This is a genomic window from Mesobacillus boroniphilus, assembly GCF_018424685.1.
Classification (GTDB): Bacteria; Bacillota; Bacilli; order Bacillales; family Cytobacillaceae; genus Mesobacillus; species Mesobacillus boroniphilus_A.
The window spans coordinates 248355-264018 of sequence record NZ_QTKX01000002.1; the positions used below are offsets into that span (position 1 = coordinate 248355).

Below are 15664 nucleotides of genomic sequence, written 5' to 3' on the forward strand. Positions count from 1 at the left end.
AACAGCGCCCTGGCTTTTTAGCGCGATCTGGATTTGGTTTGGTTTAATATAATTTTTTCGCGGAATTGAAGAACGTTTCGATGTCAGGAGGCATGTGGTAGATGCGGCCTTTTTTGGTGCCGGTGTGGGGGAGGTTCATGGAAAACAATAAGTCACTGGCAGTCTTGGGTGATATTCCGGTACAAAACTCCCTGCATGTTTGACTTTTCATGGTTTGTTGCATCAGAAGGAAAATCTCTTTTACTGTTTTGTAATGCGCAGTTTTGGACTTATGGCCGCACACGGGACAGCGCCACACCCATTTTTCCCGATACATGCCATAAGAAAAACAAGAGGGGCATTGAATACCTTTTTGAAGGTCGTCTAGTGTAAGGGAATATTGTTTCATAATATCAGGGTTGTAGGGAGTATGATTCTTTATTAGTAACTTCGATAATTTCCTTGCCTCTTTCTCGGTGAATACTGTGTTTGAGTTGTACCCATCGATTTGGAGTACTCTGCTTAACAAAATATCCCCTTTCACTATCAAATTGTTTAGGGACCGGTCACTCACCTTAATAATAGTAGAAGGGTTGCTGATAGCAACAAGATGGTATATGTGAGGGACATTAAATTTATGGCTCTGCAGCCATCTTTTCAAATGCCAGGCTTGCATCCGAACCTGGTTAATAGGATTATCATAAGATTTTTCTTGGCCATCTTTTGTTTGGATGATTTGCTCGGAGTCTTTGTCAAAGAAGAGAGTTCCTGCATAGTTTTTGGTTTCAATAAGGAGGATGTAGCGAAGAGTAAAAAGGAGAGTATCTATCTGAAAGTGCCAGTCATCATCTTGAAGGCGTAAATCCCGAAAGATGTGGTAACCTTTTTCAGGTAAAAAGCTTAAACGGTAATCAGTTTGCAGCTCACCCTTGTATCCTGCACGCCAAGCTTTGTAATCTTGTTCAATTAATGAAATTTTAGGATGGTTTGGTACGATTCTTTCCATTAAAGCTTCATATTTTAAAAGTCGAATTGGATATGTCCTTTCTTTTTCAATCAAATCTGTCACTCCTTAATAGTTTTGAATACAAAATTCTTCGTCTTAATGCAATATACCTACAGATTTACTCGTTTAATTATGAAATAATTATGTCCAAGGATGGATTAATGGGTTTATTTACGGTTAGAAGAAATATATTACCGGTTGTTGATGATTTATTTACGGTTGGAGGATTTTTAATTACGGTTGTCGAGTTTTTATTTACGGTTGAAATTTTAAGATAGATTGTTGTGGTAGAAATGGCTGGATAAGTTTATCTGAAAAACAAAAGCCAGCCCAATTGACTAGGCCAGCCCCTTAAAAACCGTAACTAATAACTATTTTAAAAATAAACCCAGCTAAAATACCCGAACTCTCTCCTCAATCCCACGCAAAACCCTCCTCAGCCGCGTGAACTTCCCGCTGAAGTAGGCATGGTGAATGAAGTGTGATGCCGCTAAAACCCCAATTACGTCTTTTATAAAATCAATCACGGTTGCCGATCGGTATGGGACGAAGCTTTGATGGACCTCGTCGAGCAGGCCGTACAGGATTGCTGCGCCCATGAAAGCAAAGCTCATCACTGGTGTGAAGCGCCCGGTCGTCAATGCAGCCACAACGAGCAGCACATACAGGATTCCGAATTCAACGAGATGGAGCGATTCTTTTATAAAGCGGTCGAGCCCCTGATTCGGCAGCTCGACCAAGGCGTCTGCAGGATTGCTGGACAAAATCCAGATAGCGGTCATATAGGCGAGCGGAAGAATTCGTAAAAACCATACTAATAACTTTTTCATCGTTAAACCTCACTTTATAGTAGTAACCTGATCAAGGGTGGTAAATGTAACGCTTAGCAATAACCCAAACGGGAATGGCAAATGTAACGCTCAGCAATAACCCAAACGGGAATGGTAAATGTAACGCTCAGCAGTAACCCAAACGGGAATGGTAATTATAACGCTCAGCAGTAACCAAAATATGAATGGCAAATGTAACGCTCAGCAATAACCCTAATGAAGTGCCAAGCATATAAAGCCTGTCCCCAAAAGGAGCGGACCCTCCTAAAAACTAACCAAAAAACTTTTTTGCATAAAACTCTCAACTTTGTCGAAAAATAAGCAGTAAAAAATTTTTCAACTCTATGTATATATTTTTTCGCTTCTGTTCAAACTGATTGCTGAGGTGATGAAAATGAGAGAGGAAGAAAAAAGATCTTCTCAAGACAAAAGCAAGAACAGCTTTTTCAAGAAGCGGTGGGTGTATCCAACAGTTTATATTGCTAGTGCCGCAATCATTCTAACTGGTGTCCTATGGTATCAAAACAGCGGAACCGAAAACATGGATCAGTCCGAGTACAAAGCGACTGACATGCCTGGCAAAAAGATGAATGATCAGCCAGCAGTTGAGGTTAACCGCTCGATGGAGAACTTTGTAATGCCAGTGGTGAATGAAGACGATGCTGTCATCCAAATGCAATTCTATGACAATGACGGCGACGCGGCTGAGCAAGAAGCAGCTCTAGTGTTCTATGATAATACGTACCATCCGAACACTGGATTGGACATTGCTTCAAAAGATGGCAAAGAATTTGATGTAATCGCGTCACTAAGCGGTACTGTCACTAATGTCATGGAAGATGCAGTACTTGGAAATGTCATCGAAATCGAGCATGACAAAGGTATTGTAACACAATATCAGTCAGTGAAAGACTACGAAGTTAAGGTTGGCGACCAGGTTGAGCAAGGACAAGTCATTGCGAAATCCGGAACAAGCCTGATCAATGAGAAGGCTGGCAACCATGTACACTTTGAAATCCGCAAGGACAATGTACCAGTCAATCCGCATGAGTACTTCAACAAGCCTCTAAGCGCGTTGCAGGATGCTAATGTGACGGAAGAGAAGGCTTCATCTGAAACTGATGCAGGAAAGTCTGAAGAAGCGGCAGAGGAAGATGCTGAAGGTACAACTCCAGCAGAAGACAAGCCTGCTGAAGGCGGATCTGATAAAAAAGACGAAGATAAGGACGCAGGAGAAGATAAAGACAAAGACTCTTCAACTGACTCTGACACTTCAAGCAACTCTTAATAAAATTAAAAATTTTGGAACCTGCCTAGCTATAAAGGCGGGTTTTTTTATTGGATTAATTGGATATTCTTCAAACTTATCTAAATGGAACTTTTATGGTAAAATCAGACAGGAGGAGGGATACATATGAAACGGGCACTATTTATACTTTTGTCGGTCTTGATCGCCGCACTCATTTCCGGCTGCAGCAAGGAACCGACTCCCGAAGAACGGTTTTCCCAATACGTAAAACTTTGGAATGATCAGAAGTTTGATGAGATGTATGGATTTTTATCAGCAAAAGCGAAGGGTTCCATCACTAAGGAGGAATTCGTCAGTCGATATAATAAAATTTATAAAGATTTGGAGATCAACCAGCTGAAGGTCAGCTACAAACAGCCTGAGGAAGAAAAGGAATATGAAGAGGATGCAGAACTTCCTTTTTCGGCTAAAATGGATAGCGCCGCTGGTCCGATAGAATTCGACCACAATGCCACTCTTGTAAAAGAAGAGCGTGAAGATAAAACTAATTGGTATGTTGACTGGAACACGACATATATCTTCCCGGAACTCGAAGCAGGAGATAAAATCAGCTTCAAAAATGTACAGGCAGAACGCGGCAGCATCCTTGACCGGGCTGGGAACGGACTCGCGATTAACGGGACAGCCGTTCAGGTCGGAGTTGTCCCCGGAAAATTGGGAGAGCCAAAAGGGCAGACAATCACCAAGCTTGCGGAACTGCTCGACATGAAAGAGGAACAAATCAACAAGGCGATGAATGCAGGCTGGGTAAAACCAGATCTGTTCGTGCCGCTGAAAAAAGTTTCGAAAACGGACAAAGCTCTCCATGAAAAATTGTTTGCGCTCGATGGAGTGACCAGCCAGATGGTAGGGGCACGGGAATATCCTTACGGGGAAGCACTATCCCACTTGCTGGGCTACATTGGGCCGGTAACAGCCGACGATCTTGAAAAACTGAAGGGCAAAGGCTACACAAGCACTGATATCATAGGGCGCCGTGGGCTGGAACAGGTTCTTGAAGAAAAGCTAAAAGGAACAAATGGTGTCAGGATTTCAATCGTAGAAGAGGATGGAACGGTCAAAAAGCTCGCTGAAAAACCTGTGGAGAACGGGCAGGATGTCCAGCTGACCATTGATGTTGTGGCTCAGCAGCAATTATACGACCAGCTAAAAGGAAAAGCAGGTACGGCATCGGCCATCAATCCGACTACAGGTGAAACGCTGGCCCTAGTCAGCGCACCAGGTTTTGACCCGAATGAAATGACGCTTGGAATCTCGCAAAACAAGCGCAAAATTCTAGAAGAGGATCAGTTAAAACCATTACTTAATAGATTCAAGCTGACCTACGTACCGGGATCGGTAATCAAACCAATCACGGCAGCGATCGGTCTGGAAAGTGATAAGCTGAAGCTTGGTACAGCATTTGAAATCAACGAAAAGCAATGGCAGAAGGATGCTTCATGGGGCAACTACAAAGTTACGAGATATTCTGATGTAAAAGGAAGTATCAACCTCGAGAAAGCGCTAGTGTACTCCGATAATATTTACTTCGCGCGGGCAGCGCTCGGAATGGGAGCGGAAACTTTTACTGCTGGCCTTAAGAAATTCGGCTTTGAAGACCAGCCGGAATATCTCTATCCAATCGAGCCGTCGCAAATCGGCAAGATTGACAGTGAAATCAGCCTTGCGGACTCTGCCTATGGCCAGGGACAGATTGAAATGAACATCCTGCATCTTGCAACCACCTATTCACCATTCGTAAATAAGGGCAATCTTATTAAACCGATTTTGAATATGGAGGATGAGCAGGGGCAAGTTTGGCAGGAAGGCCTGGTCAGCCCTGACAATGCAGCAGCTCTAAGCAACATACTGACAAAGGTCATCACCGATCCAAAAGGAACTGCGCACAATGGCCTGATCGCCAATTATCCGCTTGCCGGTAAAACAGGTACCGCGGAAATCAAAGAGAAGCAAGGCGAAAAAGGCAAGGAACTCGGATGGTTCGTCGCCTATAACCCGCAATCCGCCGACATGATCGTCGCGATGATGATCGAAGACTCGGGATCCAAGGATGTCGTAACCCGGGTGAAGGAATATTATGAGTTGAGATTACAGAGTGGAATGTAGGAAAGTCCGGCCGATACTGGCTGGGCTTTTTTACTTGAGTTTTTTATTTCGAATTTTCAGCATCTTTGATATAATATTTCGCAAGACGAAAAAATATTGGGGGAATCTATATGTCTTTGCATACATATCCTTATCCATCCCAGCGGATGGCGACGGTGGCGCGCAATGGAATGGTTGCTACGTCACAGCCGCTTGCTGCGCAGGCTGGACTTGATATTCTAAAAAAGGGCGGGAATGCGATTGATGCTGCGATTGCGACAGCGGCATGCCTGACGGTTGTTGAGCCGACTTCTAATGGGATTGGCGGCGACGCGTTCGCGCTTGTTTGGGTAAAAGACAAGCTGTATGGCTTGAATGCGAGCGGCCCTGCGCCACAATCGATTTCGATTGAAAAAGTGAAGGAGCTGGGCCATGAAAAAATGCCATCGCATGGCTGGATTCCGGTCACGGTTCCGGGTGCGCCTTCTGCCTGGGCAGAGCTATCGAAAAAATTCGGGCGGCTGCCGCTTACTGAGGTATTGCAGCCGGCGATTGACTATGCACGAAATGGGTATCCGCTCACTCCTATTCTCGCAAAATATTGGAAGGGTGCATTCAAGGTTTACAAGAACCGCTTCCAGGGAGAGGAATACGAAGAGTGGTTCCGCGTATTTGCTCCTGATGGCAAGGTTCCAGAAGTGGGCGAGATGTGGAAATCGGAGGATCATGCGAACACTCTCCAGGAAATCGCAGAAACAAATGGGGAGAGCTTTTATAGGGGAACCCTGGCTGAAAGAATCGCAGAAGCTTCCGAAAAAGCGGGTGGCTTCCTGATGAAATCCGACCTTGAAAACTATCATCCAGAATGGGTAGAGCCGATCTCTGTTTCATACCGTGGTCATGAGGTCTGGGAAATTCCGCCGAACGGCCAGGGAATCGTTGCCTTGATGGCATTAAATATTTTAAAAGGGTATGAGTTTAGCCATCGTGATGACGGGAACGGAGTCCACCTACAGCTTGAAGCGATGAAGCAGGCGTTCACTGACGGCAAGGAATATGTGTCCGACCCTGTGACAATGCAGGCGAAGGTTGCGGACCTGTTATCGGAGAAGTACGGCGAAGATGCTCGAGCTAAAATCAATGAAGAAGCAAGAATGCCTGAACCTGGTTCGCTTCCTAAAGGCGGGACGGTTTATCTGGCGACTGCTGATGGTGAAGGGAACATGGTTTCTTTTATCCAGAGTAACTACATGGGCTTTGGCTCAGGCGTTGTCGTGCCTGGAACAGGGATCGGCCTGCAGAATCGCGGTCATGATTTCTCGCTTGATCCAAATCATGCGAACGCACTTGCTCCAGGCAAGAAGACATACCATACGATCATCCCTGGTTTCATCACCAAAGACGGTCAGGCAGTCGGCCCGTTCGGCGTGATGGGCGGCTATATGCAGCCACAAGGGCATGTACAGGTGGCGATGAATATGATTGATTTCGGATTGAATCCGCAGGCTGCGCTTGATGCACCGCGCTGGCAGTGGATCGAAGGGAAGCAAATCGAGGTGGAACATACTTTCCCGAACCATATCATCAAGGAGCTTGCAGCACGCGGGCATCTGATGAAGGTAGCGTACGATGGCGGAGGCTTCGGCCGCGGCCAGGTGATTGTCCGCAATCCGGATACTGGCGTATTGACTGGCGGAACGGAAATGAGGACGGACGGCTCAATCGCCTGCTGGTAAGTTATATTAAAGTGAAGGAACACTCAAATGGGAGTGTTCCTTTTACTATTCTGTAAAATCATTACAAACAACCCAACTCTATGGAATGATATCATTTCAGTTCAAAAATTTTTTTCGACAAACTCCTTCACTTCATAACCCCTTATACTCCTACTGTTACTAACGAATTTTCCACGGTCAGAAAAATATCGACATAGAAAGCGATTACATTTTTTAGAAATAACGTATTGACCTGCTTGGACATTATATGGATAATTAAATTAAATTTTCTAAAGATTTAGTTAAATAAATATTTATTCACATATATGCAACACAATTTATTACACAGGAGGAATCAACGTGATTATTTTAATCGGCCTGCTGGTTATTACCGGCATAAGTCTTTTCTTGGGATTGAAGAAAAATAAGGTAATTTTCCTGGCAATCCCGTTCCTTAGCATATTTCTCTACTTCCTCATCCAGATCATCATGGTTCCCGCTCCATTTTTCGAAACGGTAAAATTCATCTTCAGCCTGAGTTAATCCAACCAGTAATGTCTGCAATAGGTATCAACCTTGCCCGGCGCAAGGTTCATATATTCAAATCCATAAAAAAGGAGTGGGGAAAGCTTTTACATTGTTAAGCTGTGTCCGTCTATTCATGAAGGATTATACAAAGGGGATTAGCAAAACCAAAGGGGTGTAAATGTGAAGAAAATTGATAAGTCAGTTGCTGACGCGTATTTCCGTGAAAGAACCCGTAACATGATCATTTATTTTGCCGTCTGGTTCCTTGTTTCGTTTGGGGCAGTGATGATCGCAGAGCCGCTAAGCGAGATTTCGATTGGAGGTTTCCCATTCCACTACTTCATGGGAGCGCAGGGGGCGATAGTCACGTTCATTATCCTGCTGTTTGTCAATGCAAAGCTTAGCGATAACATCGACAAGAAGTATGGAATCGATGAGGAGAAGAATGTCCGTTTGAGCGAAGGAAAGAGTCTCGACCATTAGTTTTGGGGGATGTAAAAAAGAAGCTTTTGAATAAGGGGGAGAACTTTGGATACACAATTCTTGGTCTCATTATCTATTATTTTAGCTACATTTGCTTTGTATATCGGGATAGCGATTTACAATACGGCTAAGCAAACGTCTGACTTCTACGTTGCAAGCCGCGGCGTACCGCCAATTTTCAACGGGATGGCGATTGGCGCTGACTGGATGAGTGCCGCTTCCTTCATCGGTCTGGCGGGTACGATTATGCTGCTGGGCTATGATGGCCTCGCTTATATCATGGGCTGGACGGGCGGCTATTTGCTCCTGACTTTCCTGCTTGCGCCACAGCTGCGGAAGTATGGGCGATACACGGTTCCTGAATTTATCGGCGACCGATACAACAGCCACACTGCGCGCGTCATTGCGGCGATCTCAACGATCATCATCAGCTTCACCTATTCGATCGGGCAGCTTTCCGGTTCCGGTGTGGTAATCGGGCGACTGTTCGAAATCGATGCGAAGCTTGGCACGATGATCGGTGTGGTTTTGATCGCAACATATGCTGCTTTCGGCGGTATGAAGGGAATCACCTGGACACAGGTTGCCCAGTATATCATATTGATCATTGCGTACTTGATTCCGGTTATTTTCATGTCATTGCAGCTTACGAACAGCGCGCTTCCGTGGCTTTCTTACGGTGAGCTGGTCGGAAAAATGGGTGAACTTGACCGTGAACTAGGCATTTCTGAATACTTCGCACCATTCACGAACGGCACAAAGTGGCAGTTCCTTGCCCTGATGTTTACATTGATGGCCGGTACGGCGGGGCTTCCGCACGTAATCGTCCGCTTCTATACAGTTTCAACGATGAAAGCTGCTCGCTGGTCAGGTGCATGGGCACTTCTTTTCATCGGCTTGCTTTACCTGTCTGCTCCTGCGTATGCGGCGTTCTCGCGCTTCATCCTAATGACAAAGGTTGCCGGCAGCAAAATCAGCGAGCTTCCTGCCTGGACGAAATCCTGGGTCGATACTGGAAAGCTTCAAGTTGCCGACGGAAATGGCGATGGAATCCTTCAGTGGAGTGAATTGATCATCTCCAACGATATCGTCGTTATGGCGACACCTGAAATCGCTAACCTTGGTGTTTTCGTCATCGGCCTTGTAGCGGCAGGCGCTATGGCTGCGGCCCTTTCTACAGCCGGGGGCTTGATGATTGCGATTTCTTCCGCTTTTGCACATGACATCTACTACCGTGTCATGAAGCCAAATGCTACGGAAAAAACCCGCCTGAATGTGGCGCGTATTTCAATTGTTGTTGCTACAGTATTTGCTGGTCTGGTTGCCCTGGATCCTCCAGGTGCCATCACGCAAATCGTTGCCTGGGCGTTTGCGCTCGCCAGTGGAACATTCTTCCCGGCACTGATCCTTGGTGTATGGTGGAAGCGTTCAAATTCTCAAGGTGTGATTGCAGGTATGCTCGTCGGTCTTGGAGTGACATTGGCATACATTTTCGCGGCAAAATATGGCGGCTTCACGATACTTGGCATCATTGACACCGGTGCTGGAGTATTCGGTGCATCGGCGGCGATTCTTGCAAACGTCATCGTTTCCCTTGCAACTCAGGCTCCATCGCAAAAAATTCAGGAAGAAGTCCTCGACCTTCGCTATCCTGAACAGATGTCATATAAGAACGGTGAAGTTTGGATGAATGATGATGGAACAAAAGCTTAATAAGGAAATCTGGAAGGCTGTGCAGTTCCATCCCCTGTTCCAGGGGGTGGATGAACGCACAGCCCTTTCCCTTGTCGAGGAATGTGAAGCTATCACTTATGGAAGAAAAGAAATGATGCTCCAAGCGGACACACCACGCCAGGGGCTTTTGCTGATTTTACAGGGAATCGCCGAGGTGTTCGTGAAAAATGCCGCTGGGCAGGAAGAAGTTCTTGAGTGTATTCAAAAAGGTGAGATTGTGGGTTTCTCTAGTCTTGCAGATTTTCTCGGCCTTGCGAAAAAAACACAGACGACAGTTGAAGTAAGAGCAGTAGAAGATGTACAGGCACTGCTCATTCCATTTACTGTGCTTGCAAAAAGATGGGACGATCAAAACGTCCATGATTATTTATTGACCCAGGTATCAATCAGGCTGAAGGATGTCTATGGATCGCTTGCCGAGCAGGTAAAGATGGCGAAGGGGATCGGTGAGGGTGAGACGATATTAGCGAGAGTCCAGGATTTGATGTCGGATAAAATAGCATCCGTTGCCCCGGACGAGAGTATTCAGGAAGCTGCCCAAAGAATGGTTGAGGGTAAAACCAGCTCGGTGCTGGTGATGGAGGGCGGCGATTTAAAAGGAATTATTACCGAAAGGGATATCGTTGGCCGGGTGGTGGCAAAGGGGTTATCGTTTGATAAGCCCTCCAGGCTGGTAATGACGGAGAATCCAGTAACGATTTCCAGGTTAGCCTATTATTATGACGCTTTTTCAGAAATTCTCTTGAAGGGGATTAAACATCTTCCTGTGGTGGACGACGGGAAGGTATCCGGAATTGTCACACTGACCGATTTGCTTCGGAAAAAGAATGACAGTGTAATGAGGACGATCAAGAAAATCGAGGGTGCAGATGAAGCGAGCCTGCCAGAGGTCAAAACAGCAATCTATGAAATTACCGATACACTGCTGCGAGACCGTGTTCCTGCTTTTGTTTTGCTTGATATTGTGACGAAACTATATGACAGGTTAATAGGAAGGGCGGTAGAGTTATCGATTGCGGCACTAGGGGCGCCTCCGGTTCCCTTTGCGTTCTATCTGATGGGTTCTGCAGGGCGCGGCGAGCAGTTCATGCTGACGGACCAGGATCATTTCCTTGTGTATGAGGAAACGAGAGAGCATGGCTACTTTGAAAAATTAGGTGCAGAGATCACTACAAGGCTCGAGGCAGCCGGCTATGCCCGCTGCAAGGGCTTGATGATGTCAAGTGAGGAGCATTGGCGTGGGACCGTGCTGCAGTGGCAGGAGCGCGTCAGGAAGTGGATGCTCCAATCCACGAATGAAAACCTTCTGCTGGCGCAAAACTTTTTTTCCTATCGATTCGCCGCTGGGAGCGAACAACTTAACGATGAATTCGAAACAAAAATCACCGAACTTCTCGAACGCTCAAAAATCTTCCTTTATAGGATGGTCCAGGCCGAAAGGGAGCAGGAAATCCCGACCCTGGATGAACCAATCCGTGCATTGTTCAAGCTCGGCCGGAAGAGCATCGACATGAAAAAAGAAATCTTATTCCCCTTCCATCACAGCCTGCAGATTCTCTCGCTTTATTATGGAGGAATCCCGGGAACACCACTTGAAAAAATCGCTAGATTAGAAGAGAAGGGTATCTTTACCGAAGGATTCACAGAGGACCTGAAAGAAGCCTTCAGCCACGTGCTAGACCTTTATATCAGGCAAAAATGGGGGAATTCCGGGGGATCCACCGTTCTATCTTTTGCAACAATGTCCACCAGGCAAAAAGACGAACTCATATTAAGCCTGCGAACACTCCGCGAACTCCAGGGAATGGTTTTTGCTAGATTCTCGGTATAATGTGTTCCGGGAAGATTCGGGGGATGGATGGCACCTTGCTACTAAAGATCACTAGCAAGTGAATTGAATAAATTGTGCGATGGCAGGCAATGCAGTAACTCACCCACTTGGCGGAAAACGTCACTGGTGTTGAGTTCGGCAAAATCTGAATGGTGACAGACACAGTGAAAGGAGGCTGGCATGTTTTTTCAACGGAAGAATATTTCCTGCCCGCTTATGTACGAAAAGATTCCTTTATCGACTTTAATCGATGATCTTACTTTTATTGTTTTCGACACGGAGACGACGGGATTCCAGGTGGCGACCACCGACCGGCTCATTGAAATTGGTGCGGTTCCGGTAAATAGGCTGAAGGTGATGGAAAATGACCGGTTTCAGACATATGTGAATCCTCAGCGACAAATTTCTCGGGAAATAATCGAGCTCACATCGATTACGAATGATAAAGTTTCGGGAGCGCCTGTGGCATCAGAGGCTATTCAAGACTTTTTTGACTACATTGAGTCACACGAGGCCGTATGCCTTGTCGGACACTATGTCGGCTTCGATCACCTCGTGCTGAAAAGCGAACTAAAGCGGGAGAAACTGGCGCTGAAAAAGCTGTTCACCATCGATACGCTGGACCTGATCGGCTTTATTGCCCCGTCCTACGATATGCGCGATCTTGAGCGATATGCAATGGCATTTGGCACGAGAATTTATGACCGACACAGTGCTATAGGGGACGCATTGACAACAGCGTATCTATTCACCGAACTACTGCAGCAGTTCAAGGATCGGGGGCACTCCACATGGGGCGAGCTGATCAAAGCGACTGACAGCCAGATGCGGTCGATGCAGTTTTAGTGGGGTATTAGAGAGGTTTCATACGAGGCGTATCGGCCAGCGATATGTGACTTGGCGATTGTGCTTAAAACCATGTTTCAAGCGATATTTAAGGACGAAAGAAAGACCCGAGGCAAAAAGCCGCGGGTTTTCCGTCGTTATTGAATATTAATCAAAGCATCATTCTTAAAAGAAACAAGAACTCGCTGTCCCGCCAGCTCCTCATACTTCCGAGCTGCCTTATAGGAAACCTTCAAAGGAACCGCTTCACCGTCTGTCTCAAACTCAACGGTAAAATTATCCGCTGCCCCGGTAACAGTAGCTTCCATGATTTCAATTTCCCCTGGAATAACCAGCTGCTGGCCGATCAGCACCATGTCTTCCTTCAAACCGTTAGTTTGCTTTAATTCTTTCAGATTTACATCAAAACGCTGGGAGATGTTGAACAGTGTGTCTCCAGCGTTAACTACATATATTCCTTCACTTGTATCGTAAATGTGAGTTGGTACCGACAGGGCCTGTCCAACATAAATGGAATCATTGACCAATTTATTTTCCTTTTTCAAATCTACAACGGTTACCCGGTATTTTTTCGCTAGGGAGTACAGGGTGTCTCCTTTTTTTACAATATAAATCCCCGCTTCAGTCTCCACGGGAACCTCAAGCTGCTGTCCAGCTTTAATAAAGTCTGAAGGCAGTGAGTTCACTTCCTGCAGCATTTCCACGGAGGTATCGAATTGCTTCGCCAGGCTGTATAAAGTATCTCCTTTTTTCACCGTATAAAAGGATCCGATCGCATCTGTATCCTTTTGGCCAATTCCAAACAGAAGCCCTGCTGCAACCGATCCGGCTACTGCTATGCCAATCAGTTCTTTATTTCGCTGCAATTGCATCTTGCGCTTTTGTTCTCTGATTCTCTGTTTTCTCGTTTGTCTGTAGGTAATCAAGTCGCTTCTCCCCCAATAAAAATAAACTCCTTTACAGAAATTCGATAAAAAACAGGTTTTTATGTACATAATAATGGGTATATAGGAAAGTTTTTCTCCTCTAAAATAGTTGTATTTTTCAAAAAACTTTACAATACCTTGTCCCTATTGCTTTTTTCGTGCATATATCCTCAACCAAGCTAATAAAATGTTACAAACCTGACAAAGAGAGTGTTTGAGGTGAGGAGTCGTTTGAACAATATGAGAATTCAGCCGGGGACATGATTAATCTTAGTAATATCCAGAAGGGTCAACCTTCTGCCGCAACGGAAAGTTTATTGCGGGATGCAGTATTGGCCGATAAAAGCGAGTCTCATTTCACACTTCTCACATCCAATTTAGGGAGGGCGAGTGGTGTGCACGATTACATCAAAGAGAGAACAATCAAGATTGGAAAGTATATCGTGGAGACGAGAAAAACAGTTCGCGTCATAGCGAAGGAGTTTGGCGTATCCAAAAGTACAGTCCATAAAGACCTGACAGAAAGATTGCCTGAGATCAACCCTGACCTTGCCAATGAAGTAAAAGAAATTCTTGATTATCATAAATCAATCCGTCACCTGAGGGGTGGGGAAGCCACAAAGATGAAATACCGCAAAGAGGAAAGGGAAGAAGAGCCGGTTAAGTGAAAAAAGTTTGAAACAAACAGATTGGAGGGACCGTAATTCAGCTGTGTGATCATTGCCAACATAAGAATGGAAAATGCCCAGCTTAGATCCAGAAAAGCCGGGCATCGCCACAGAAGGCGTGTATGATTCTGCTTTTATACATAGCGGAGGCTGCCGCCTTTTTATTATGGGGAAAAAGGGACAAGCCTTCATTCTTCGTTGTGAAAATGTTCCAGGCCAATGTAGTCAGCCTCCATTGCTGACTTGGAAATTGGAAGAACTGACCAAAGCAAAATTCAACAAATTATATCAAATTTTTCATCATGCAGTTACTTATTTCCTATCATTGTGATAAAATAAACAATTAGGGTAGAATATGGTTCGCAGATTGCGGCAGCGTCTGTGTAATCTCGGACATCGTGATCTATTTTTACATAGATGAGGCTTTTCGTCAGCAGAGATAACGAGGCTTAATCAGCCGCAGCCAGCCATTTGTCAAGGAGGAAAAAGCAAAATGTTTGCAAGGGATATCGGGATTGACCTTGGTACGGCCAATGTGTTGATCCATGTTAAAGGTCGAGGAATTGTTTTGAATGAACCGTCTGTTGTGGCGATCGATAAGAACACTAACAAGGTTTTGGCTGTTGGGGAAGAGGCTCGCAAAATGGTTGGGCGTACACCTGGCAATATCGTAGCGATCCGTCCGTTGAAAGATGGAGTTATTGCTGATTTCGACGTTACGGAATCTATGCTTAAACATTTTATCAATAAATTGAATGTAAAGGGCTTTCTGTCCAAGCCGCGCATCCTGATTTGCTGTCCAACAAACATCACGAGCGTTGAGCAGAAAGCAATCAGGGAAGCTGCTGAAAAGAGCGGCGGCAAGAAGGTTTACCTTGAAGAAGAGCCTAAGGTTGCGGCAATCGGCGCAGGCATGGATATTTTCCAGCCTAGCGGGAACATGGTTGTTGACATTGGCGGTGGAACGACTGATGTAGCGGTCCTATCAATGGGAGACATCGTTACATCTCAATCGATTAAAATGGCTGGCGACAAGTTTGATGCTGAAATTTTAAATTATATTAAACGTGAATATAAGCTGTTAATCGGTGAGAGAACAGCTGAAAATATCAAGATCCAAATCGGTACTGTTTTCCCGGGCAGCCGCAGCGAGGAAATGGAAATTCGCGGCCGTGATATGGTATCCGGTCTTCCACGCACAATTACAGTGCGTTCTGAAGAAATTGAAAAAGCTTTGAGAGAATCAGTTGCAGTCATCGTCCAGGCGGCAAAAACAGTGCTGGAAAAGACTCCGCCTGAATTGTCCGCTGACATCATTGACCGAGGCGTCATCCTGACTGGCGGAGGAGCATTGCTTCACGGAATCGATCAGCTGATGCAGGAAGAATTGAAAGTGCCAGTATTGATTGCCGATAACCCAATGGATTGTGTTGCAATCGGCACTGGTATTATGCTTGATAATATCGACCGTATCGCAGGTCGCCGCAGAATCGTCTAAAATAAAATCTGGAATTTCTTGGGTGTAAGTGCCGGGGGATTTCCAGATTTTTTTACTTTTTACCCTTTTTTTCTGGAATAAAACCCAAAATCCTACATTTTCCTGCAAATTTTTAATGTTTATTGCCGATATATTTCTTATAATAGAAAGTAGTGAAAAAATTTCCTGTTATAGATTTTTGACTTAGATAACTGTCTAGCTCCAGCGCCTAGCCCCTCGAGGTCGC

General features: G+C 45.4%; 13 protein-coding genes. 9 read left to right on the forward strand and 4 right to left on the reverse strand.

The genetic code is table 11. From position 1 onward, the window contains the following. Positions 1 to 43 precede the first annotated feature (43 nt). Positions 44 to 1039, reverse strand: a complete 996-nt coding sequence (locus DYI25_RS14285; protein WP_213370038.1) for a nuclease-related domain-containing protein — start codon at positions 1037 to 1039, stop codon at positions 44 to 46. 338 nt (positions 1040 to 1377) lie between these two features. Continuing rightward, positions 1378 to 1815: a VanZ family protein gene (locus DYI25_RS14290; protein ID WP_213370040.1), complete on the reverse strand. Its 438-nt coding sequence runs from the start codon at positions 1813 to 1815 to the stop codon at positions 1378 to 1380. Positions 1816 to 2209: 394 nt separating this feature from the next. Here DYI25_RS14290 and DYI25_RS14295 point away from each other — a divergent pair, with 394 nt between their 5' ends. From DYI25_RS14295 to ggt, 3 genes are all read left to right on the forward strand, one after another. Further along, complete coding sequence (locus DYI25_RS14295) at positions 2210 to 3103, forward strand: M23 family metallopeptidase (protein ID WP_213370041.1); 894 nt, start codon at positions 2210 to 2212, stop codon at positions 3101 to 3103. Between the two features lie 126 nt (positions 3104 to 3229). Further along, entirely contained in the window at positions 3230 to 5230 is a 2001-nt protein-coding gene (locus DYI25_RS14300) for a penicillin-binding transpeptidase domain-containing protein (RefSeq protein ID WP_213370043.1), read from the forward strand. A gap of 110 nt (positions 5231 to 5340) precedes the next feature. Further along, entirely contained in the window at positions 5341 to 6945 is a 1605-nt protein-coding gene (ggt, locus tag DYI25_RS14305; protein WP_213370045.1) for a gamma-glutamyltransferase, read from the forward strand. Between the two features lie 348 nt (positions 6946 to 7293). Here the strand turns inward: ggt and DYI25_RS14310 are convergent, their stop codons facing one another. Continuing rightward, positions 7294 to 7488: a hypothetical protein gene (locus DYI25_RS14310; RefSeq protein WP_213370047.1), complete on the reverse strand. Its 195-nt coding sequence runs from the start codon at positions 7486 to 7488 to the stop codon at positions 7294 to 7296. A 144-nt stretch (positions 7489 to 7632) separates the two neighbouring features. Here DYI25_RS14310 and DYI25_RS14315 point away from each other — a divergent pair, with 144 nt between their 5' ends. The 4 genes from DYI25_RS14315 (at position 7633) to DYI25_RS14330 (ending at position 12346) form a co-directional block, all read left to right on the forward strand. Further along, positions 7633 to 7935 carry a DUF4212 domain-containing protein gene (locus DYI25_RS14315; protein WP_213370049.1) on the forward strand — a complete coding sequence of 101 codons (303 nt, stop codon included), beginning with the start codon at positions 7633 to 7635 and terminating at the stop codon, positions 7933 to 7935. 45 nt (positions 7936 to 7980) lie between these two features. Further along, positions 7981 to 9648, forward strand: a complete 1668-nt coding sequence (locus tag DYI25_RS14320; protein WP_213370051.1) for a sodium:solute symporter family protein — start codon at positions 7981 to 7983, stop codon at positions 9646 to 9648. Continuing rightward, positions 9626 to 11500, forward strand: coding sequence for a DUF294 nucleotidyltransferase-like domain-containing protein (locus DYI25_RS14325; protein WP_342032524.1), 1875 nt, complete (start codon positions 9626 to 9628; stop codon positions 11498 to 11500). Before DYI25_RS14320 ends, DYI25_RS14325 begins: the two co-directional genes overlap by 23 nt. Before the next feature lie 180 nt (positions 11501 to 11680). Beyond that, positions 11681 to 12346 carry a 3'-5' exonuclease gene (locus tag DYI25_RS14330; protein WP_213370053.1) on the forward strand — a complete coding sequence of 222 codons (666 nt, stop codon included), beginning with the start codon at positions 11681 to 11683 and terminating at the stop codon, positions 12344 to 12346. A gap of 137 nt (positions 12347 to 12483) precedes the next feature. Here DYI25_RS14330 and DYI25_RS14335 read toward each other — a convergent pair whose 3' ends face one another. Further along, on the reverse strand, positions 12484 to 13272 hold the full coding sequence (locus DYI25_RS14335; RefSeq protein WP_213370055.1) for a LysM peptidoglycan-binding domain-containing protein: 789 nt from the start codon (positions 13270 to 13272) through the stop codon (positions 12484 to 12486). 395 nt (positions 13273 to 13667) lie between these two features. On the opposite strand from DYI25_RS14335, the gene spoIIID reads away from it, so the two are divergent. Then, positions 13668 to 13940 carry a sporulation transcriptional regulator SpoIIID gene (spoIIID, locus tag DYI25_RS14340; protein WP_031307660.1) on the forward strand — a complete coding sequence of 91 codons (273 nt, stop codon included), beginning with the start codon at positions 13668 to 13670 and terminating at the stop codon, positions 13938 to 13940. Between the two features lie 493 nt (positions 13941 to 14433). Next, entirely contained in the window at positions 14434 to 15438 is a 1005-nt protein-coding gene (locus tag DYI25_RS14345) for a rod shape-determining protein (RefSeq protein ID WP_213370058.1), read from the forward strand. The last annotated feature ends 226 nt before the right edge of the window (positions 15439 to 15664 follow it).

Coding starts and splice junctions, on each gene's coding strand:
- DYI25_RS14290 (WP_213370040.1), bottom strand. CDS start 1,815: ATGAAAAAGTTATTAGTATGGTTTTTACGAATTCTTCCGCTCGCCTAT.
- DYI25_RS14295 (WP_213370041.1), top strand. CDS start 2,210: ATGAGAGAGGAAGAAAAAAGATCTTCTCAAGACAAAAGCAAGAACAGC.
- DYI25_RS14300 (WP_213370043.1), top strand. CDS start 3,230: ATGAAACGGGCACTATTTATACTTTTGTCGGTCTTGATCGCCGCACTC.
- ggt (WP_213370045.1), top strand. CDS start 5,341: ATGTCTTTGCATACATATCCTTATCCATCCCAGCGGATGGCGACGGTG.
- DYI25_RS14325 (WP_342032524.1), top strand. CDS start 9,626: ATGATGATGGAACAAAAGCTTAATAAGGAAATCTGGAAGGCTGTGCAG.
- DYI25_RS14330 (WP_213370053.1), top strand. CDS start 11,681: ATGTTTTTTCAACGGAAGAATATTTCCTGCCCGCTTATGTACGAAAAG.
- DYI25_RS14345 (WP_213370058.1), top strand. CDS start 14,434: ATGTTTGCAAGGGATATCGGGATTGACCTTGGTACGGCCAATGTGTTG.